This is a genomic window from Mesorhizobium sp. Root102 (assembly GCF_001425625.1).
Lineage (GTDB): Bacteria > Pseudomonadota > Alphaproteobacteria > Rhizobiales > Rhizobiaceae > Mesorhizobium.
In genome coordinates this window covers 127,138-148,616 of the sequence record NZ_LMCP01000007.1, presented here as the reverse complement: position 1 = coordinate 148,616, position 21,479 = coordinate 127,138, and the positions used below count along the sequence as shown (strand labels likewise).

Genomic DNA, 21,479 nt, shown 5'->3' with positions numbered 1-21,479 from the left:
AACGAATGATAATGTTGCATTATCGTTCGTTTTGCGATCTGTATGAGAAATGGCCATTGTCGTTCGTTTTTCACCGGCGGACAGCCTCGTTTAGGCGTCAGATCGACGAGAATTCGCGTTCATCGAGCGGACCCGGTTTGCGCTTAATCCCCGGACAGCGCAGCGGTAGCGTCTCTCGTCGAGCAGAATGCCGAAATCGACGTCAATCGGGCTTCCGGACGAAATCTCGTGCATCCTAGTGCGGCCAGATGAGTCGGAATTCGTGAGACTACGCACCACAGCACGCAGCCTCAGCATTTCTGAATCGCCTGCTCGTTGCTCGGCAGTTTGGGCGACACCGTTGCCCCGGGTGACACCGGCGAGTTCCAGGCAAGCGCAGCATCGATCAGGCGAGCGCGAGCACGCTCCCGTTTCCGCGGAGGTAGCTTTGCCGCGGCGATCCAGCCCGGATCAGCCAGAATTTGACGCGCCAGCCCCTCATATTCGGCCGACGAGCGCTTCAGCGCCTGGCCGCTCGGCCGCCGGCTTGAGAAGCGGATCTGCCGTGGCGCGGCCCGCCGCATCAGATGCGCGGCGAGAGGCGGCAATCCCTCACCACCGCGCAGCCTGGTGCCGAAAACATCGTCGAAAGCCAGCAGCGTGATAAAGCGCCAGCGCACCGGCAACTGGCCAAGCGGAGTTGCGGCGCCGACGGCGTGCCGGACGTCATAGGGACAGCGCCAGCCAGCTTCATTGAACCAGAGCGCCAGCACGGGTCGTGCCGCGGCTGGATGGTCCAGCGGCGCCCAGAGCACCGAGAGCGCCTTCTCGATCCTGTCGCCCTCGGGATTTTCACCATTGACGCTTGCCGTAATCCGCTGCTGGGTGGCCAGCGCCGTCGCCACGAGGGCGGTATCCTGTGGCCGACCGCCCTCCCCTCCCCTATCGGTGAGAAGCCGCGCACAATGACTGCAGGCCGGCCGAGCGCTTCCCTCGTGCAGGTAGAAAGCCACTGAAAGTCGTCGATGACACGAGACACAGCGATCATGAAGCAGCCGGCCGTGCATCGGACAGATGCAGCGCTCGCCAAGCATCCAGCCGGCTCGCAAATAGGCATCGCGGCCGGCTGCTTGATCGGCAGCGAAGCAGGCAACACAGACCGGGGTCGACCCGGTCACTGTCGACGGCATCCATTCCGGTCCCCGGCTCACGTACCAGGATCGGTGCCGTCGCGGATAGCGCCTGCTCAAGGCCAGGCGCTGCACTCGCTCGGAATCGATACCGCAGACCTGCGCCCATTGCCGTACCTGCTCCGCCGCCGGCACCCTATCGTCGATCGCCAAGGGCGAAGATAAGCAATTGCCATCAACGGCGAAATGCCCCGCCAGCTCTTCCGCTGTAAGGCCGTAGCGGCATGCCACCCGCGCCATCCAGGATGACAGCAATTCGTCGCGATAGGGCCGCGGCGCCACGGGCAGACGATCCGGCTTCATCACCCGGCCGCCGCCTGCGGCATCCGCCGGCGTGCCGATTGCGTCATCGAAACAAGCGGCAGCACGAGATCGTCTCCAAAACTCAGCAGGTCGAGCCGTTCCTTCCCCGACCGGATCGCCTCCTCGGCTGCCGTCTCGATCAGCTGGAAAATCCGGAACGTGACGCCGCTGGCGAGCGTGTGGATCCTTTCACGAACCGCGTCCGTTTCGAGATCGGACGCAGCGCGCAGCGGCAGGATGCCAGCGAGGCTTTTCAAGAGCCGCGCAAAGGCGTGATCGTTCTTCCAGGGTTTTAGATGAAACGCCTCGAAGCGCTCGGCGAGCTGCGCGTCGGTGAGCAAGGCCTGGCGCGCCAAATCGGTGCCGGCGCACACCAGCGGCACTCTCAGGTCGTTCGCCAGAAACCGCAGCGCATTCAGGAAAATCCGTTGCTGCCGATAGGTCCCGGCCAGCATCCCGTTGACCTCGTCAAGCACGATCATCCTGGCGCCGACGGTGCGCAGCAGCGAGCGGCAGATGTCTTTCTCCCGGGCAAGCGTGCCGCCGACGAGCGCTGGAGCCTGCAGGCTGGCCAGCAGTTCTCGATAGAGGTCGCGCTCAACCGGCTCCGAGGGTACTTGGGCCACGACGACCGGCCTATTGATAACGCCCGTGGGCTGACACAATGTGGGCGGATGCGCCCGCTCGAATTTGCGCACGATCTTGGTCTTGCCCATGCCGGTGTTGCCATAGATCAGCAGGCAAGGCATGCGGTCACGTGGGGGATAGGCAAGCAACGCGTTCAGGCGGACAAGTGCGGCTTGCGCCTGGTCGAAGCCGATCCAGCGGTCTGCCTTGATCCAGGCGATGCGCTCTTCGTCGGACAAAGCGGCATAGCGGCGGCAGCGGTCATCAATGTGCTCGAAAGTCCCCTCCCCTTTCACGACCATTCCTCGACGGGAAAGACGGGGACCTTGCTCCAATCGATCGGCCGCTCATCCTCGATTTGCGCAGGCTCGGCCGCGACCGGCGAGTTTGACGCGGCAGCGCCGAGCGCTCGGTCGCGCCTTTCTTCCAGCTGACGCGCTGCCTTGGTGCGCCTGGTTGCGTCCTCGACCAGTGCGCGCTGGGCCTCAATGGTTTCGAAGATCAGCTGCTCGTCGACCAGCGAAAGACCGCGTTCACGTAGGGCGGTTCGGGCGCGGCGATGTTCGCCAAGCGTGATCGGCGCGCGCCGCAGATCGGCAAAGCGGATCGGCCAACGCATACCGTCCGGAGCGCGCACGAAAACCCTCGAAAGATCGCGTGGATCGTAGGAAACGTGCAGCGGCCGATCGAGGCGCCCGGCCCAGATGCTCAGGACATCATCCCAATAGCGAAGACCGAACAGGTGAATGCCGTCTCGTCGCACCAGCCGGTCGACGCTGGGTAGGAAATCGATCATGAAGCCGGCAAGATCGTGGGGCTGACGCACAGGCCGAACGCGGCGGGCGACAGCTTCATGCCATGCCGCAAGCGGCGGAATCCCCAGCGTTCCATGGCGATCGGCGTGGTAGCGCGTGATTTCGAGCGCCAGCCATCGCGCCAGTTCATCCAGAGTCATCGTCGCATGGGCGGCGGAATCATAGCTGCCACGCTCGTCGATGTCGCTGAACGTCGTGCCCGGCAGAAGATGGACGGCGCCCATCATGGTGCCGATCAGCCGCTCGATATGACCGCCATAGTGGGGAGTAGCGATCGGACGATGGATGAGCTCGATGCCATATTCCTCAGCGCCCCGCTGCAGGGCGCGCGACCGGAATTCCTTGGCGTTATCGAGGTGGATGGCATCAGGGAACCCGCAGGCCGGCCACTTCGTATCGATCCCCAGCCCGGCAAGCCACACCTCTTTCGGCTGCACGACATGCTGGATTGCGAGCGCGACCGACACCGTCGACGGCGCCTCAAGCGTCAGGTAGAAGCCCGCGATCATGCGGCTCGCGACGTCAATGGCGAGCGTCAGCCACGGCCGCTGCAGTGGCCGCCGATATCGGCGATCGACGACAATGACATCGACCAGCGTGTGGTCGATCTGGACTACGTCGAACGCGCACTCGGCGGTATATTCTCCCGGAACTGGGTGGAAGCGATCGCGCGCTGCCTTCGAGCCTTCCCGTGCCTTGGTCAGTTCGGCGGGGTCCATGGCCTCGATCCGCGCCTTCAGCGCATGCCAAGATGGTGCGCGCACGCCACGCGAGCGGCAGAGCCCGCGGATCTCCTTGTGCAGTCGATTAATGCTGGGTTTCTGGCGCGTCTTGTAAAACTCACGGAGCGCTTCGGCGATTACCGCTTCCGTCTCATCCGGCAGCCGGCGGCTGCCTTGTCTCGTGCCGCCCGGGCGTGGCAGCAGCGAACTCGTGACCGGATGCTCCCGGTAAGCCCTGATCAGTTCGTAAAGCCGGGTTCGCTTGAGGCCGAGTTCACGGCAAGCCCGGAAGAAATCGGACCGGCCGGGGCAGTCGAGCGAAACCAGTCTGCGGATCACGGCCTCCCTCGCAACCGCCTCATTCCAGGCGGCATCACCAACCGTCTCCTTGTCGGGCCCATGAACCACAGCCGGCCTCGCTGTAAAAGTTCGTCCGCTCGAATGTTACGAAAAATCCGGTGATTCGGCTAGAATCCGCCAATGAACTCCGAAGCTGATTCGCGCCAGACCAATAACTTGCCGTCCGTTGACCAAACGCGAACGACAGCCATTTTCNCGGTGATTCGGCTAGAATCCGCCAATGAACTCCGAAGCTGATTCGCGCCAGACCAATAACTTGCCGTCCGTTGACCAAACGCGAACGACAGCCATTTTCGTCGAGCAGAAGTCGGAAAAACACGTCGACCCGACCTCCGGACCGTCCCACAGCACGGCCGCCGTCATCGATCATTCCCCAGCAGAGGCGGTCGCCGACGATCTCCCCGATATCATTGATGTCGTGCTCGCCATGGGACAGCAGTCGGACGACCTTCCCATGGAGAACACGGCACCGGCCGCGCAGCCAATTTTTGGCCTTCCGGCTCATCTGGAAGGGCTCGCCGAGCGCGCTCGTGATTACGTCGAGGCAGCAAGCTCGGCCAACACCCGGCGCGCCTACGCCGCCGACTGGAAGCACTTTTGCGCTTGGGCGCGCCGCCAGCATCTCGATGTGTTGCCGCCCGATCCGCAGGTCGTCGGCCTCTACATCACCGCCTGCGCGTCCGGTAAGGTAACGGGCGACAGGAAGCCGAACGCCGTCTCGACAATCGAGCGACGTCTCTCTTCGCTGACCTGGAATTTTTCTCAGCGTGGCCAGCCGTTGGACAGAAAAGACCGGCATATCGCCACTGTGCTGGCCGGCATTCGCAACAGCCACGCCTCCCCTCCCCGGCAGAAAGAAGCCATACTGCCGGAAGACCTGATTGCCATGCTCGAGACCCTTGACCGCGGCACGCTTCGTGGCCTGCGTGACCGCGTCATGCTGCTCTTGGGTTTCGCCGGCGGCCTGCGCCGCTCCGAAATCGTCGGTCTCGACGTTGCCAGGGATCAAACCGAGGATTCTTCCGGCTGGATCGAAATTCTTGATAAGGGCGTGCTGGTGACCTTGCGCGGAAAGACCGGCTGGCGCGAGGTCGAAATAGGCCGCGGCTCATCCGACACCACCTGCCCGGTTGTCGCGCTGCAGACCTGGCTTAAACTGGCGAGGATTGGCCATGGCCCGCTGTTTCGGCGCGTCACTGGACAAGGCAAGACAGTGGGAACTGATCGGTTGAACGACCAGGAGGTAGCACGGCTGGTCAAACGCGCCGCCCTTGCCGCAGGGGTCCGCGGCGACCTGCCAGAAGGCGAACGGAAGGTGAAGTTTGCTGGCCACTCATTGCGCGCCGGCCTTGCCTCGTCGGCCGAGGTCGACGAACGCTATGTGCAAAAGCAGCTCGGCCACGCCTCCGCCGAAATGACTCGCCGCTATCAGCGCAGACGCGATCGTTTCCGTGTCAATCTCACCAAGGCAAGTGGACTATAAGCCCGGAAAGCCCCTCCCCTGCCTTCGGATGCCCAGGAGTGCATTATCGCCAAGATAGCTGGTCCTTCGGCAGCCGGCCGCTCGGGTCGAATACAGCCACCTTATGCGGCAGACCCGGACCCCAGTCCCAAAGGACCAGGTTGCGATCCTCCATCTCGGCGCTCGGCGCGAAACTTGGGACCACGATGCCGGCAATGTTTCGAGACCGCAGCCGGTCGTAGATGGACCAGGACGCCGGGCGCGCTCCGTCGCTAAGAGCGGTCGCCCAGGCGCAGGCCATGTCCTCAAGCGCTACCGAAAATGCTCCCCTCGCCTCTTCCGTTGTCAGATCCGCGATGTCGTCGCAGTCAATTTCATAGGAGCACAGCACGCAAGGATCGATCCGTTGCGCAAAGCCCTGGTTGGCTTCCTTGATCGCTGTCATCAGGGTCAGCGCCAGATAGAGCGCCGGCACACCTTTGGGATTGAATCGTGCACCTCTGATCGCTGCTCCTTCACCGGAAGTCGGCTTGAAAGCCCAACGTGGATCGTGCGCCCGATAGCAGGTTCCGACAAACCTCACGCAAAACCACCAACGGCCATGTGATCGAGATAATCACGGACCGCAGCGGCTTTGCCCTCCTTCACCAGCGCTTCAGCAGTGCGTCCCCCAAATGCTGGAAGCGGCTGAGCCCGATACCAGGCCATCGCCTGCTCCTTGCCGCCCGCCCAATCCGTCACGCGGCTGATGATCTCAAGCATCTCCCGCAGACGCCCCTGTGTTTTTACAGCAGCGCTGCGCTCAGACCGATAAAGGGTCTCGCGAGCAAGACCAGCGGTTTGGGCCAACTGGCCCTTGGACATGCCAAAACCGTCCGCGACCTGCTCGATCGCAATCTTCCCGTTCCGGTCCATATAGGACAAGATGAGAGGTCCATTCCGCTCGGGGATCTTGAGTGCATGGGCCACAGAATTCATCCTACCATATTGAGAGTCATATTTCTTGTGCAAAAGATATGGCAGTTCTCGACAGCTTTCAAGCCTGGGACCGAAGCAATTTAAGCTGCTGCATCCCCTCGAGCTCCTGCGGACCCGCGCCAAAATTGCGCCACACCGCCCTCGCACGCCCGCGGATCAAGCCGGCCTGCCCCGTAAATCCCTGCCACCCCCACACTTCATCCGGTCATCCTCGCCGTTGCCCCATTGGCTTTGAGTGCCGCCATGAGCATCGGTCCAACAGAAAACTCTCCCGCCCTCGCCTTTTCGGTCAGCACCCGCAGATACCCACCTGCCGAGTTGATATGTTGCGCCCTTTGGAGAATGCAGGCGATCACGATCGCGGCAACCTCCTGGCCCATCACATGGCAGGCCTCCTCATAAGCTGAGGGCGAAACGCCAAGGTAGCCCCGCACCTGGGCGGCGGTCATCATCAAGTCGCGCCAGTTCTCGATCCCGTTGACGGCATAGTCCGCGATTTCGGGACAAGCCCGCAGCACCAACCCAATCGGGTAGCCTCTCAGCTTCTCAGCCGGACGGGAAGCTGGCTCGGCCGCCGCCCTGCTTTCCTCTAAAGCCGGTTCAAATACAAAAATAGAGTCTGTGTTTGAATCAGATTGCTGCCGCTCACTATGGGACTCATTGGCGCTAGGATTCGTGGAATTCATAAAGCTTTCCAGCATCCTATCCACTTCATCGTGGAGCCCAGCCAGATCGGCAACGATCCCCTCCAGGTCGGACAGGCAAGCACGGCGCGGAATTGTGTCCACGATAGCTCTAAACCGTCTCCAGATCGCTCCCCAGTCGCCGGCGGCGCCCTCCTCGATCGCGGCCTCAACAAGCTTTTGAATATCGCGGCGATGGAGCGTAATCCGTTCGCGCATCAATCTCAGCGCCAGGGCGTCGGAACGAACCTGCTCCGCCGCCTGCTGGAATTCCGCTGCCCGTGTCAGCAGCGGCGCCAGCGAGAACCCAAATGCCTCCGCAATAGTCCCGCCGTGCCCCTTGCGAGCAAACCTTTTGCCGTTCGGACTATCGCGGCGGACAATCAGCCCGCAAGTCACCAGCTCGGCCAGATTCCTCCGAAGCGTAGAGTCGGCCATTCCGTGTGCCCGCAGCGACAGCTGTGCGTTCGACGGAAAGACCATCAGGCCGTTTTCTTCACTGACCTGGTCATCCGGGTAGAAGGACAACAGCCCGTTCAGCACCGCCAGGGCGCGGTCTCCCACGCCGATGATAGACTTACCTTCGCAGAGCCAACGGTAGACCTGCCACTTTTCGACAGCAGATCCTTTCGGGATCTCCCGTGATGCCGCATTCGCCTGCACCAGCGCAAGCGTCATCGGCCGCCGCCCAAAGGGCGTCGTCGCGTACCCACTCTCCATTTCCCTCACCTTTCAATCAGGCAAAAGAAATCTGCTCGCCGAAACGGCGCCACGACTCTTGACAGTGATTCGGGGAAGTGCGATTCTCAGCTTGCTAGAGACAGAGAAGGGCTTCCGCGACGGTGACGTTCGGGGGCCTTTTTCTTTTGCGGTCTTAGTCTCCTGTTTTCTTCGCCATTTCCGACTGCCGAAAAGCCTCGAAAAGCTCATCGAGTTTGCCGGCAATGAATGCGCCGAAGGGCGATGCTTCCTTGGACTTCAAGGCAAGCGTGAACACTTTCCCCGTGTCAGTGATCTTGGCTTGAACTGATTTGTCCTGGGGCACCCACGCCCGCTCCTGGGGCTTCGAGGATGCGCGCGGGCGCTTCACAGGGGCGCTCACAAAATCGAACAGACGGGCAAAACGGGCCTCACTGCCTGGCTGCGCAAAATCGGCGGTCGTCACATACTCCGCAGCCCTCGCCGCGGCACCAGGATGCTCCATGAGCTTGGCAAGCTGCCACCAGCGGTCTCGGCCAACGCCTTTGGCAGCGCCCACCGCCAGAATGACCGACTCGGGAATATTGCTGGTCACAGAACGCATCTTCGAGAAGGTCGTATCATCGAGCGCAAGAGCTGATTTCACAGTGTCAGGCGAATGGCCCCGCTTGAGAATGCGGTCCGCAAAAAGCGTCCGCTCAATGAAGGACAGATCGGCTCTGGCCGCGTTCTCCTGGCCCTGGGCAATAACATGATCCTCATCGCCCATCTTTTTGACGACGGCACGAACCGGCCGTCCCAGCTGGCGGGCAACCTTGACGCGCCGATGCCCGAAGACCGTTTGAAAGCGACCTGAGACCTCGGGATGAGGCCTGACCAGGATCGGAGAATCCTGTCCTCTTTCCCGAATGGCCGCGAGCAACTCCTGATACGCCTCATCATCTTCGTCCAGGCGGTCCGAAACAAAGGAGGTGTCCACCGTCGCAGGATCGAGATCCACGACCGAGCTCTTGGAGAGCTCCTCGAAGGATTGCATGATCGAGCGCGACGCCCCGCGAACGGCATACCCCGATACGTCTTTCGCATCGGCCACTGTGGCCGAAGGCCCCAACACACTGCCGAAAATGTCCCTACGTGCCATTCAACCGCCTCCAATCGTGGTTAGCGATCTGATTTCACGGACAAAATTGCCAGTTTTTACTGCCGTAAACTTCGCCGTCATGACCGCCCCCACGCTCGATGGACCAGCGTCACGATTTCAGCATTGACCGCATCGAGCGATTCCAGGGCACGGTCATAGGTGGAGCGGGTAAAGGACGATTTCTCGACCTCGTAGAGTGTCTGTTTCGTCAGCCCCGCATCCGAAATGGCCGTCGACTTGAGCATCGGATTCTTGAGGATCTGGCCGGCAAGCATGGACTGCATGAAGCCGACCATCTGCGCCTGCGGAATGTCCGTCGGCTCGTAGCGCGTGATCAGATAGCGAAACCAATCGAGCTCGATCGCCGCGCCGGCGGCCTTGATGGTTTTCAATATGCCGCCGAGCATGAGCAGGAACTGGCTCATCGACATCAGGTCGAGCATTTGGGGGTGAACGGTTATGAGAACGGATGTGGCCGCCGACATCGCCGTCAAGGTCAGATAGCCCAGCTGCGGAGGGCAATCGACAATCACGACGTCATAGCGGTCGTCCACCTCGGACAACGCCCCTGCTAGCCTGGTGAAGAACTGGCGACCGATGTTGGACGTTCTGTCCTGCATGGCGAGCGGCGTGTCGTACTCGTACTCCTGCAGTTCAAGACTGGCCGGAATGATATCCAGGCCGGGAAAATTCGTCGGCACGATCACGTCGGAGATCGGCTTGCGCTCATCGTCGTAGCGGATCGCCTCGTACAAAGAGAGGTTGCGATCAAGTTCCGGCTGAAAGCCATGCAAGGCGGACAGCGAGGCTTGCGGGTCGAGATCGATAGCAAGGACGCGATGGCCCGTCAGCGCCAGATGCTGGGCGAGATGGGCGGCGGTGGTTGTCTTGCCGCTGCCGCCCTTGAAGTTGACGACAGCAACAACTTGGAGCTTGTCGCCAGGCTTCCGGTGCGGGACGTATTTCTTAACCTCGGTCCTGCCGTGTCGGTCCAGGAAATGACGCAGCTCAAGCATCTGCTCGGCCGTGTAGGAACGGCGCCCCGATTGCGGCGTCTGCTCGGGCAGTGGCCCTTTGCGCTCCAGATGGAGACGTTTCAGATTGTTTTGCGATACCCCCAGATAGTGGGCAACTTCCGCCATCGAAAAAGACCGCAACGTCTTGGTCGCGTTGGGCGGGAACTTCTCCAGACGAAGCTGATTCAGTCGCCGCGATATCTCTTCGCCCTGCTCGATGATCGTGTTATCGAACTCGAAGCGTGGTAGCCGCATAGCAATGTTCATTTCTTATCGAAACCTGAATTGGCGCTTTTTGTAGGCAATCCACCCAACAAGCGCCATTAAGCTCCGATTCGGAAAGCCCGGCAAGAAGTTTTAGGTTAACAGAAGGTTAACGGCACCAGTGGGCTTTCTACTGTCGGATACTGGTGTCATCGCAATTGTCTCTACTCGTCTTAGACGCAAAAAACGATCCCCCTTGCCTGCCTAAGCGCATGTTTTATCTGCCACAAAGCCCCCTTTTTACCGTAGTAAAATCGTGAAGAAGCGGACCGATGCCCGCGTACGTCTCCATCCGCTCTGGAAGCCGAACGGACTTCGCCTAGAATGGTCGCTCGAGATATTGGGGCGGGCTTCAAACCGATGGCCAGCCAGTGCGATCACGACGATGCGACGAAATCCTATGGCTCCGATCGAGCCCAACTCGTCTACGGGAAGCGGCCCGACGGAACATTCGCTCACATAGCGGAGGTCCAGCGTGGCCTGGCTTGCGGGTGCGTTTGCCCTGCATGCGGGGGTCAGCTCGTAGCCCGATTGAAAGCCGATCGCCAAGTACCCCATTTCGCGCACCATGGTGGTGAGGCGTGCGGAGGAGGGCCCGAAACCGTCCTTCATTTGCTGGCCAAGGAGGCGTTTCGCAGCAATCCGACAATGGCTCTACCCGAGCGCCTTGGGCTTGACAGCAGACGCGTGGTATCGAAGCCCAGTCTAGAGGTGAAAACCGAATTTCTTCGACTTGAGTACAACGATCCCAAGACCATCATTCCCGACCTCTATGTTCGCGCGCTCGGCTATGACCTGTTCATTGAGGTCGCCGTCACCCATTTCGCGGACGACGCCAAGATACAACGTCTTAGGGAACACAAGATCCCCGCCGTCGAGATCGATCTGTCCAAGCTTCCGCGTGACGCGCTAAGGAATGCCATCACCGAGGCGGTGTTGAAAACCGCACGGCGTCGTTGGCTTTTTCATCCTGGCATCGACGCTGCGCGCGCCAAGCAAGACGCAGATGAGATCGGATGGCAACAGGAACGCGACAGACGACACGCTGCTGCCGCGGCGAGGCATCAAAGCCGCGTCGAGGAGACGGCAGCAGCGTATAGGCAGGCATTGGCGAAACTTGCCGGCCGGGACATCGCCTTGCCGCGCCAGGCGGAACTTCAAGCGGTCGGTCTTGCGGAGTATGTCGGCCGCGACGTCGCGGGCTTCGCCTGCTTTTCCGAGCCGCCGGCGGTATGGCAATCCATCATCCTGGCTGAGGTCTTTCATGATCGCTGCCTCGGCAACGCCGCGTGCAAATCCGTGCCGATCGCCAACCATTTGGAAAAGCGCCGCTTGATCCAGAAGCCTTTTCTGCGCGTATCCAGCGAGGTGGCAGACGAGATCAACGTGATCGAGGCCCGCTTCGCTTCGCCGTGGAAGGCGGTCGATAACTATCTCAAATATCTCCTCGGCGAGGGCGTCCTGGTTCAACAAGGCTACGAGGTCGCTTGCCACCACGTTCGCCAATCCATGGAACGCCAGGACGCTGGCTGAGAAGCAGAGGACCGCTGCCATGCACGCACGGTTCAGGATGTAGAGTGGATGCTTGGCGAGCTCCAGGGCAATGAGCGCGCAGGTATGACAGGCGAACTGTGGTTGCAATCGATCCACCCGGAGTCCGGCTTAACGTATCGCAAGGCGCTTTTGTCCGACATCGAGGCGCCGAAGATCGTGGGACAGGTCAAGGGCATTGCAGCGATGCTGGCGGGGCAGGGGCCGCTTCCCCCTGCGACATTGGGACTACCGATTGAGGCTGCTATTGCCCGTCGCAAAGTCCAGATGGCCACGCAGGCGCAAGAGCGTTGCGAGAAGCAACTTCAAGAGGCGACCCGCAATCGTCAATCGCGACACGACCGATTTTGCATTGACGACGAAAAGGGGTTGAACGGCTCTGAGTTGAACACATTCCTGCACAGCAAACGTGCCGACTTGCATGACATGACGCCTCTCGAGTCGGCAGAGGAGGGCGAGGTTGGGTTGGGCCGCGCGCGTGAAGCGCTATCCGCCTTCCTGAGGCAGCGCCGAATGGATGCCGAGAAGGCCGAGTATCAGGGCAGGATCACAGATCTGGCAAACCGCCGCCTGCCCGTAAACACGCGTTGGCGTTCTTGAATGCACGGGATGACGAATTGAGTCGGATGACACCCCTGCTGTACGTCAGGGACGAAGCCAGCTTTCTGAAAGCCTGCGCGAAACTCGCGCAATGGGAGAATGGGTTCGGAGATCCGTTCTAAAATGGCTGCGATGGAGCCCCGCGAGGACGCGCGAATGAGAACATAGCATGATCCAATTTACTTGCGATCACGCGCCGGTCCGCGGAAAGAGGGACGAGTTTGTCGATTGCTCGATCGCCGGGCGCGAATGGATGGACGCGGCCTCATTGCCTTGGGATTTATGGGAATCTCGCATCTCACAGCGCGATAATTCTTGACAACCTGTTGCACGAATTCGGCGTCGGGCCAGGCCCCAGCGAACGCTCGCATGTATGTCAGGTTCCGCGCAGAGAGACCTGTCATCGCTGGGAAGGCGCGGGCGAGATCGGCCGGAAATGACTTTGCGCGCGGGCCTGGTGCTGAGCCGAGAACCCCTTTGATCTTACTTGGTACCCCATGCGTGGAAATCCTACTTCGTCAGGAAAAGAAACACCGCGCCTGCCGATCCGCCGATGTCGGCGTGACGGAGGTAGGTTGCCGTGAGCGGAGGGTTGTCGCCGCGGCAAGGAGCTTCAAATCCGCTTGACAACGAATTTTTCACCTATTTATAACAGCAGTGCAAAATAAATTGGCGAGATAACGCCTAGCGGAACATTTTCCGGCCCGGAATAGCGCTATCTTCCGCTTATCGGCTCGGAATTCTACCTCGGCTGTCCTTCTTTATCGGACAGCGGTAATAAATAAGCACGCCATGTCTCGCGCTCGCTGAGGATACTCAAATGCACATTCTGAGATCGTCCATCATCGCACTTGCCTCATGTCTGATAAGCGGTTCATCCTTCGCTCAGGACACTCAATGTTTGCGGGTTTCAAACTTTAGCTGGAGAACAGCCAGAACCATCGACCCCGCACGTTGGGTTGATGCCGGTGACGTCGTTATCTCAAGCCAGGCTTACGAGAGGCTAACGGATGTAGATCGGACCTTTGGCGTTCATCCAGGTCTCGCGGAATCGTGGACGATGAGCGCGGATGGCAAGGAATGGACGTTCAAGCTCCGAGAAGGTGTAAAATTCCAGGACGGTCATGAACTGACTTCCGCCGACGCGGCTTACACGCTGCGCCGGGTCATGAATCCCGCGACCACGGCAACAGGCGCCAAGGATTTGAGCGCTCTGAAGCCCGAGAACGTCATCGCGAAGAGCCGGTATGAGTTGGTCCTGAAGTCGAATACGCCGTTCGTGGACATGCCGGTTACGCTGGCCGGACCGCAGTTCGGGATTGTCCCGGACGGTTCCACCACCGAGCAGTTGTCATCTCGCACCAACGGAACCGGGCCGTTCGCCATTGCAACATTCGACCCCAGCGCCGCCCGGGTGGTAATGACGGCTAATCCTGGCTACTGGGGGGCCGGAAGGCCGAAAATGAAATGCCTCGAGATATCAGGCATTACAGAACCACTCTCCTCGCTAGCTGCGATCCAAGCCGGCGATGTCGATATTCTTCTGGCCGCCAATCCCATCATCTTGCCCTCACTCCGTGAGGATCCGGGCATCGGTCTTTATCCCGGCGACGAGACTTTGCCGCAGATCATAATGCAGGTCGACAAAGCGCCCTTCAATGACGTTCGCGTGCGCCAGGCTTTGAAACTTGTGGTGGATCGCGAGGCAATGGCAGCTGCCGTTACAGCCGGAAGCGGCTACCCAGCCAATGACAATCCAGCACCCTTCTCAAGCCCCTTTGCTTTCTCCACCACGCCGATCCCCCAGGATATCGAAAAGGCGAAAGCGCTTCTGGCTGAGGCGGGCCAGTCAAACCTCGCTGTCGATCTGTATACCGGCGCGACTGACATAACTCCTGGGGCGCTGGTGTTCGCCCAAGCGTATAAGGAGATGGCGTCACTGGCTGGGGTTACGGTGAACATACAGACGGTGCCTGCGGACAGCTACTGGGAGTCGGTCTACATGAAGCGCCCCATGTTCATGACCTATTGGGGCGGACTGTATCCACCGTATGTGCTGAAAAATGCATATACGACAACTGGAGAGGCCAACGAAAGCGACTGGAAGAACCCGGATTTCGACAAGCTGGTTCTCGCAGCGGAATCAGACACCAACCAAACGTCGCGGCTTGCCAAATTTAAGGACATCGGTGCCCTTATCGCAAAAGACGGCGGCGTGATCGGGCCTGTCTCCGTACCGAGGATTACCGCGGTTCGCAAACAGTGCTCGGGATTTGACCCCAGTATCGTGTCCTTCCGTCAAGCATTCAAAGATGTTGAATGCCGCTAGATTATCGAAGGTCTGTCGACGTCATCCCCTCCGCAGATTCTGAATCGGTGAGCTAGGAGCCAGCAATCAATCTCAACGGAGATCAATTACTTGCTTTCCAATAGCGGCAGAGAACAGGCCTATACGTTCAATGATCTCCAGTTAGATCAAGGCGGCATATTGCCAGAGGTGACAATTGCTTACCGCACGTATGGTAAGCTAAGTCCAGAGCGCGATAACGTCATTCTGCTCGCCCACGGATATACCTCAAGCCATAGGTTTGCCGATCCTGACAGCGATCTCGAAGCTGCGGAGGGGTCCTGGAAAGGACTCCTGGGTGAGGGCAAAGCGATTGATACGGCAAAATTCTTTGTAATTTCGACAAACATGCTCGGCTCATGCTTTGGCACGACCGGCCCTGGCAGCATCAATCCAATCACCGGGGAGCCCTATGGGCTCAAGTTCCCGAAGTTCAACTTACACGACATTGTAAACGTTCAGCATCGGCTTCTCGAACACATCGGTATCTCGCGCCTACTGTCCGTCATCGGCCCGTCATATGGCGGGATGCAAGCCCTGCAATGGGCGACTGACTTCGCTGACACGGTCGCATCCATCGTGCCGGTGGTTGCTGTTCCCTGGAACTCGCCTCATGACGTCCCGTCCGACGAGCTCATGGAGTTTCTCGCAAGAGACCCAAATTGGAACGATGGCGACTATTACAGTTCAGGCGGCATGTTCGAGACGATGAAAGCGCTGCGAATTGAGACCTTGAGAAGTTATGGCGCTGCCTTCGATATTGATTCAAGCGCAACTCGCTGGGCGAGGCAATTCGATGCAAACTCCCTTATTGTGCTTGATGAGGCCCAGCTCAACTGGGATCTCCGGCCATCCATGCATCGCATCCGGGCACGAGTGCTATTCGTCCTTTCGAGTAGCGATGCATACTATCCGCCGTCCCTCGCGCCTGAGGTCATGCGAGCATTCGCGGAAGCAGGCGTTGAGGCAAAGTATGTCGAAATTGACAGCAATCACGGCCACCTTGCTTCAGGCGTGGATGCCGACAAGTGGTCGGGACAACTGGGCGAGTTTCTTGAAGAGATCAGATGCAACGCGAAGATAGCCTAGCGATGCACCCTACGAGCCCCAGCACCATCGGCATTCCAGAACCAAAGTGGCATACTGGTGACAGACAATGCCACTAGCCCTTTTTATCGGTCGCCGCGTCGCAGTCGGCGTTCTGACGGTGCTGCTTGTCTTGACGGCCGTCTTTTTCGTAACCGCGTTGCTTCCTGGCGACGTCGCCACTCGGATTCTCGGACGCTCGCCTGATCCCGGACAGTTGGCAATCTTGCGCCAATCCCTCGGGTTGGACCTGCCCCTGCTTAGCCGGTTCGCCTCCTGGTTTCTCAATATGCTGACAGGTGACTTTGGCACAAGCCTAGTTACCGGAAAGCCGGTCACGTCTATCGTTGGCAGCGCTCTTTGGAATTCAACGCTACTTTCGATATTCGTGCTCTGCGTCTATTTTCCGCTCACTGTCGGTCTCGCGGTAATTCAGGCTGTCCGTGTTGATACGAAGACAGACACCCTTCTCTCGGCTATTGCCCTGATAATTCAGTCTATTCCCGACTTCCTTCTCGGGACGCTCATACTACTTCTGTTTGCAAAGATTATCCCCATCCTGCCGCCACGCTCGACGATCGATTCATCCAGCAGCAATTTGGAGGTCCTGCGGGCGCTCGTTCTGCCAGGCATCACCGTCGCTCTTGTGATGGGGACGTATGCCACACGTTTCCTTCGCGACAGCCTGATCGACGTGCTCAACTCCGACTATGTGCGAATGGCTCGTCTCAACGGCATAGGAGAACGGACTGTCCTTTGGCGTCACGCGTTTCCGAACGCCTTGGTCCCAGTCATGACAGTTACAAGCCTGACGCTGACCTATCTGTTTGGCGGAGTTGTGGTTGTGGAACGAGTGTTCTCCTATCCGGGCATGGGGCAACTTCTGGTGGGATCGCTTCTCCAGATGGACATTCCCGTCATCCAGGCGACCGTTCTTTTTGCGGCCGGCGTGTACATCTTGGGCAACATTCTGGTCGATACTCTAACTCTCTATTTCAATCCCAGGCTGCGGCAACGATGAGCGCTCAAGTTGGTCTTCGCGTCAAAGACAGGTTGAAACGTAGCTGGAAAAACAGCCCCTCAAGCCTGCGGATTGGTGCGACGATCTTGACCGCGCATCTGCTGTTGGCGCTACTTGGGCCGTGGTTGGCGCCTTACCAGCCATCACGGATGGGCGCGGGTATCGCACTTTCAGGTGCGAGCTTCGCACACCCGTTTGGGCTCGACCAGCTGGGTCGCGATGTGTTGAGCAGAACGTTGCATGGCGCTTGGTTGGTTCTGACGATATCCCTATGCGGCACCTTTCTCGGCTTTGCGACAGGAGGTTTTATTGGCCTCATAAGTGGTTTGGTCGGCGGCAAGATAGACGCCGTGGTCAACCGTGTCATGGAAGCCCTCATTAGTATTCCCGTGCTCTTCATGGCGCTTTTGGTCGTGACAATGGTAAGCCAGGAGATGGCCGGCAGCATTTTGCTGATCATCGCCGTCATAGGCGCCGTCTTCGCCCCGCGGGTCGGCCGAATTGCCAGAGCTGCTTCGATCGAAATTTCGGCAAGGGACTATATCGTAGCCAGCCGGTTGCGGGGCGACGGCGCCTCACGTGTTGCTTTGCGGGAAATCCTCCCGAATGCGAGTGGAACGCTCCTGGTGGAATTTGCTTTGAGGGCAGGATCTGCGCCGATTCTGGTAGCTTCATTAGGGTTTCTCGGGTTCGGCATCAGACCTCCAACTCCAGAGTGGGGCTTGATCATCTCCGAAAACCGCAACTTGCTGTTTATCACCCCCGCCACCGTCCTTGGTCCAGGGTTCCTCCTGGCTTCATTGGTCGTTGGCTTCAATCTCATTACTGACGGGTTCGCGCGCGTTGTTGGGCTTCAGGCGGCCAAAAAGGACTAGCAAGTGAGCCCGCTGCTAACGATTGAAAACCTGACAGTTTCATACGGCCAGCATGAGGTCGTGCAAGATGTAAGCCTCCAACTTTATGCCGGACAGGTGACGGGTCTTGTGGGGGAATCAGGCTCTGGGAAAACAACCCTGGCACTGTGCATACTGGGCTGGCATCCAAAGGGCTCCCGTGTCGATGGCGGCTGGATTGAATACAAGGGCCACAACATCCTTCAGAAAACCAACAAGGAACTCTCGCGCATCCGTGGTGCCGAGATCGCCTATGTTCCCCAAAATCCCGGGGCGGGGTTAAACCCAACGCGACGGGTGGGAACGCTGCTGACTGAGATCATACGCCAGCATGATCCTTCTGTGTCCGCGGCAACAGCGCGGATGCGAGCTCTCGGGTTAATCGAGCGCGTTGGATTGCCAATGCCCGCCGAGCTCTTCAACCGCTATCCACACCAGATTTCCGGAGGCCAGCAGCAGCGCATAACGATCGCGATGGCGATTGCATCGAATCCCTCCATTCTAATCCTCGACGAACCCACCACAGGTCTCGATACATCGACCCAGAAAGAGGTGCTGAGCCTCCTGAGATCAATTCGGGACCTTCAGGCGGTTGCCATGCTCTATGTCACCCACGACTTGCCTTTGGTAAAGGAAATCGCCAACAACATTGCCGTGATGAAGTCTGGACGGCTGGTAGAAACCGGCGCAGCAACGGACGTTTTCGCCAATCCGGCTAACGAATACACGAAGCATCTTCTGGCGTGCGTACCGAACATTGATCGGCCCGCCGAGAGTACGAACAGGCCCGCTGTCCATCAAACGAACTCACCGCCAATAGCTATCGACGGCCTGATAGTTGAATACGACACCACCAGTCAGATTGGTTTCAAGCGGGGGACACGGAAGCGGGCGGTGGATAGCGTCAGCTTTTCCATAGCCGAGGGGGAAATCTGCGCGCTTGTTGGTGAGTCCGGAAGCGGCAAGTCCACGATCGCGCGGGCCGTAGCGGGGCTCGTTCCCTATACAAGCGGCTGCATCACCTGTCGCGGAAAGGAGCTAGCGCCAAACCTGCGAGGTCGTAGTGCCGCGGACAAGCAGAATATTGGCTTTGTGTTCCAGAACCCTGACCTCTCGCTCAATCCGCGGCGCCGCGTCGGACACATCCTGGCTGACGCTTTAGCTTCCTTCGAAACCGTGACGGCCGGCGAAGCCCGACAGCACGTCGCGAGATGCTTGGAAGAAGTTGCGCTGCCGACGTCGTTTGAGCGTCGCTATCCTCACGAACTTTCTGGTGGCCAAAGACAGCGTGTGGCGATCGCACGAAGTTTGATTGCAAAGCCTAAGATATTGATTTGCGATGAGATATTGACGGCCCTCGACGTCTCGGTTCAAGCAGGAATAGTCGAACTTCTTCTAAACCTGCGGCGCGATCTAAATCTTACGTTGCTTTTTATCTCCCACGATTTGGCAGTCGTACGGTCGATCGCCGACAGGGTTGTGGTACTGCGCGGCGGCAAGGTCGTCACACTAGGAGAGACCGAGACGTTGTACCGACCCCCTTTTGATCCTTATGTGCGCCACCTTCTCTCGGCTGTGCCTGGCTCACAGGTGCACGATGAAGCCTAACGAGCCCCATCGCGCGCAAATCCAGGCAATCGTCACCGGCGACGTAAGGCGCACCATGACAGTGCCTGTTGCCTGCCGGTGAACGCCATCGGTCAAAACGGGTGATATTCCAGCGCATATCCACCGAGTCTTACGGTGCGAATGATGTCACCATGCGAGGAATGCTTAAGTGACTTTCGCAGGCGGCTGATATGAACATCCACCGTGCGCGGACCGACGTAAACATTGCCCGGCCAGGCCACCGCGATCAATTCGTCGCGGCTGAGCACCTTTTCGGGGTTCTCGAGCATATGACGCAGCAGCCTGAACTCGATCGGTCCCAGCAGGATCTCTCTGCCGTTGCAACGCACGTGATGGCTGTCCACCATCATTTCGATGTCACCATAGTTCAGCGACATAACAGCCTGCGTTCGGTTGCCGGACTGTCGGCCGGTTCCGAGTTTGGAATGCAGGTAGTCGAGCAGCTTAGCCGGCGCCAGTGGCCTCATAAAACTTTCGTCGACTCCAGACTTCAATAACGCCAGATGCTGGCTCTCGGCACCGGCTGCGATCAGCGCAATGACGGGGAGGGCGCTTGTTCTGGCGTCCTGCCTGAGCCGGCTACAATTGTCCGACATCCGATTGTCCGGCCGGCAATCCAGCACCCAGGCCTGGACCGGTGTTTCGGCGGCCAATTCGAACATTTCATCGACGTTGCTGGCCAGCGCACTGGTGAAGCCGTCCACGCCAAGGATGTGGCTGAGCACCAGATAGAACTCCGCGTCATGCGAGCATATCACGATCAGTGGCTTCATTGGCGCGGTTCAGTTCTCTCAGGCAGCGTGGCGCAATGCCCGTCTCTTGGCACACCCCATCCGTCAGGCAACTGCCGGATTTCCGAAACTTCTCCGGCTGTCAGTCAATTGGCTTCGTGCCGCGCACGACCTGCGATACGGGTCACCAGTCGGCCCTCAGGCATCGCTCAGCCTTTTCGAGCGAGCCAACTTTTCCTTCAATTGATGACCGGCATCCGTTCGGGCGAAAGTTCGCTCAAAAACTCGATTTCCGTCTCCCGAACATAGATGACTTCCTCGAACTGAAAGACGGCGCCATCGATTTCCAACTTGGGCTCCAGGTGCAGGATCATGCCTGGCCTTATGATTTCGGGATTATTTTTGGAAATGGATGGCGGCTCGGTGACGTCGAGGCCTCCGCCGTGGCCAATTCGAGAAACGAGCCCATAGGCGGGGGGCAAGCCTGCATCGCGCCAAAGCCGCTCGAAGGCCCCAAACACGTCTCCGCACGTCATCCCGGCCCTTACGCCATTTGCGAGCGCGACGGTGAGCCCGCGCGTTCGATCGTATGCATCGATCTCCCAAGATTCGGGCACGCCGCCTCGGGCAATGCGGTTTCTATCAGCGGGATAGCCACCATAGGTGGATCGAAAATCCGTCCAGGCGTACTGGCCGACCTCCAGTGGCTGCATCTGGGGTGGGCGGCTGTAATTGAACTCACCCCTGCAGAAGGTCATTGCAATCGGATCGGCGCATTCTGCTCCATTCATGATAATGCGGGACTGGATCTGCCGACAAAGCTCGACCTCTGTGATGCCTAAACTTGCCTGCGAAACGGCATCGTCGAAGGCAGCATTGACGATCTCGAACGAAATGCGCTTGAGGCTTGCCTCGAACGGCGATTTGATGACGCGGGTTCGCCACAGCAGGTCCGTGGCACTCTCCAGTCGGCCGCCGCGTGCTCTCACGCCATCGACGATTTCCAGAGAGCCGCGACCAAGCATATCCTGTCCATAGTCGATCGCGGCCTTTGCCGTGGCAGCCGGATCGCGAGCGGAAATCTCCTGGACGATGGCGCGCGCGCCTTCCGCGAGATAGCCCGCATAGTAGACGATTGAAAAGGCCCTTGGCCTCGATTCAAGATTTCTGGATTCGATCCGGTTGGCGACGACAAGAATGTCTCGTTGGTCGATCACCACGAACAGCGGCCGCGAATGATAGCCCCAGGTCAATGTGCGGTAGTCGGTGAAATACTCGATGTTCTTCTGGTTGGTGAGAACCAGGAAATCGACCGCATCCCGGGCCATTTCGCGGCGGACGGAGGCGAGCCGCATGGCCTGCTCGTCAAGCGACACATCGGG

At 59.2% G+C, this 21,479-nt stretch carries 18 protein-coding genes; 8 read left to right on the top strand and 10 right to left on the bottom strand.

The window, feature by feature from the left end; all coding sequences use genetic code 11:
• Positions 1-290: 290 nt before the first annotated feature.
• The 3 genes from ASD12_RS35215 to ASD12_RS08850 all read right to left on the bottom strand — a co-directional run bounded on the left by ASD12_RS35215 (position 291) and on the right by ASD12_RS08850 (position 3,975).
• Positions 291-884, bottom strand: a complete 594-nt coding sequence (locus tag ASD12_RS35215) for a hypothetical protein (protein ID WP_056584255.1) — start codon at positions 882-884, stop codon at positions 291-293.
• Positions 885-1,471: 587 nt separating this feature from the next.
• The gene (locus tag ASD12_RS08855; protein ID WP_056584253.1) at positions 1,472-2,401 is read right to left on the bottom strand and encodes a TniB family NTP-binding protein; all 930 of its coding nucleotides are present in this window, start codon (positions 2,399-2,401) and stop codon (positions 1,472-1,474) included.
• Positions 2,392-3,975 carry a Mu transposase C-terminal domain-containing protein gene (locus ASD12_RS08850; protein ID WP_244482801.1) on the bottom strand — a complete coding sequence of 528 codons (1,584 nt, stop codon included), beginning with the start codon at positions 3,973-3,975 and terminating at the stop codon, positions 2,392-2,394. The genes ASD12_RS08855 and ASD12_RS08850 overlap by 10 nt, the downstream gene beginning before the upstream one ends.
• A 448-nt stretch (positions 3,976-4,423) precedes the next feature.
• Between ASD12_RS08850 and ASD12_RS08845 the strand changes: the two genes are divergently transcribed.
• Positions 4,424-5,479, top strand: a complete 1,056-nt coding sequence (locus ASD12_RS08845; RefSeq protein ID WP_244482804.1) for a site-specific integrase — start codon at positions 4,424-4,426, stop codon at positions 5,477-5,479.
• Between the two features lie 43 nt (positions 5,480-5,522).
• Here the strand turns inward: ASD12_RS08845 and ASD12_RS08840 are convergent, their stop codons facing one another.
• The 5 genes from ASD12_RS08840 to repA form a co-directional block, all read right to left on the bottom strand.
• Positions 5,523-6,041 carry an RES family NAD+ phosphorylase gene (locus tag ASD12_RS08840; protein ID WP_056584247.1) on the bottom strand — a complete coding sequence of 173 codons (519 nt, stop codon included), beginning with the start codon at positions 6,039-6,041 and terminating at the stop codon, positions 5,523-5,525.
• Complete coding sequence (locus ASD12_RS08835) at positions 6,038-6,373, bottom strand: MbcA/ParS/Xre antitoxin family protein (protein WP_181173754.1); 336 nt, start codon at positions 6,371-6,373, stop codon at positions 6,038-6,040. Before ASD12_RS08835 ends, ASD12_RS08840 begins: the two co-directional genes overlap by 4 nt.
• 260 nt (positions 6,374-6,633) lie before the next feature.
• Complete coding sequence (gene repC / locus ASD12_RS08830) at positions 6,634-7,839, bottom strand: plasmid replication protein RepC (RefSeq protein WP_056584244.1); 1,206 nt, start codon at positions 7,837-7,839, stop codon at positions 6,634-6,636.
• A 154-nt stretch (positions 7,840-7,993) separates the two neighbouring features.
• Positions 7,994-8,959 carry a plasmid partitioning protein RepB gene (gene repB / locus ASD12_RS08825; protein ID WP_056584241.1) on the bottom strand — a complete coding sequence of 322 codons (966 nt, stop codon included), beginning with the start codon at positions 8,957-8,959 and terminating at the stop codon, positions 7,994-7,996.
• A gap of 77 nt (positions 8,960-9,036) precedes the next feature.
• On the bottom strand, positions 9,037-10,242 hold the full coding sequence (repA, locus tag ASD12_RS08820) for a plasmid partitioning protein RepA (RefSeq protein ID WP_056584239.1): 1,206 nt from the start codon (positions 10,240-10,242) through the stop codon (positions 9,037-9,039).
• A gap of 321 nt (positions 10,243-10,563) precedes the next feature.
• On the opposite strand from repA, the gene ASD12_RS08810 reads away from it, so the two are divergent.
• From ASD12_RS08810 to ASD12_RS08780, 7 genes are all read left to right on the top strand, one after another.
• Entirely contained in the window at positions 10,564-11,772 is a 1,209-nt protein-coding gene (locus ASD12_RS08810) for a competence protein CoiA family protein (protein WP_156398556.1), read from the top strand.
• Between the two features lie 48 nt (positions 11,773-11,820).
• On the top strand, positions 11,821-12,390 hold the full coding sequence (locus tag ASD12_RS08805; RefSeq protein WP_056584231.1) for a hypothetical protein: 570 nt from the start codon (positions 11,821-11,823) through the stop codon (positions 12,388-12,390).
• An 820-nt stretch (positions 12,391-13,210) separates the two neighbouring features.
• The gene (locus ASD12_RS08800; protein WP_056584228.1) at positions 13,211-14,719 is read left to right on the top strand and encodes an ABC transporter substrate-binding protein; all 1,509 of its coding nucleotides are present in this window, start codon (positions 13,211-13,213) and stop codon (positions 14,717-14,719) included.
• A 90-nt stretch (positions 14,720-14,809) separates the two neighbouring features.
• Entirely contained in the window at positions 14,810-15,826 is a 1,017-nt protein-coding gene (locus tag ASD12_RS08795; protein WP_056584225.1) for an alpha/beta fold hydrolase, read from the top strand.
• Between the two features lie 67 nt (positions 15,827-15,893).
• Positions 15,894-16,844, top strand: a complete 951-nt coding sequence (locus ASD12_RS08790) for an ABC transporter permease (RefSeq protein WP_056584223.1) — start codon at positions 15,894-15,896, stop codon at positions 16,842-16,844.
• On the top strand, positions 16,841-17,719 hold the full coding sequence (locus ASD12_RS08785; protein WP_056584220.1) for an ABC transporter permease: 879 nt from the start codon (positions 16,841-16,843) through the stop codon (positions 17,717-17,719). Before ASD12_RS08790 ends, ASD12_RS08785 begins: the two co-directional genes overlap by 4 nt.
• A 3-nt stretch (positions 17,720-17,722) precedes the next feature.
• On the top strand, positions 17,723-19,345 hold the full coding sequence (locus ASD12_RS08780) for an ABC transporter ATP-binding protein (protein WP_082525327.1): 1,623 nt from the start codon (positions 17,723-17,725) through the stop codon (positions 19,343-19,345).
• A 92-nt stretch (positions 19,346-19,437) separates the two neighbouring features.
• On the opposite strand, the gene ASD12_RS08775 is transcribed toward ASD12_RS08780, so the two are convergent.
• Positions 19,438-20,139 carry a response regulator transcription factor gene (locus ASD12_RS08775; RefSeq protein WP_056584215.1) on the bottom strand — a complete coding sequence of 234 codons (702 nt, stop codon included), beginning with the start codon at positions 20,137-20,139 and terminating at the stop codon, positions 19,438-19,440.
• A 197-nt stretch (positions 20,140-20,336) separates the two neighbouring features.
• Positions 20,337-21,452 carry an aminopeptidase P family protein gene (locus ASD12_RS08770; RefSeq protein WP_210173853.1) on the bottom strand — a complete coding sequence of 372 codons (1,116 nt, stop codon included), beginning with the start codon at positions 21,450-21,452 and terminating at the stop codon, positions 20,337-20,339.
• Positions 21,453-21,479: the final 27 nt, after the last annotated feature.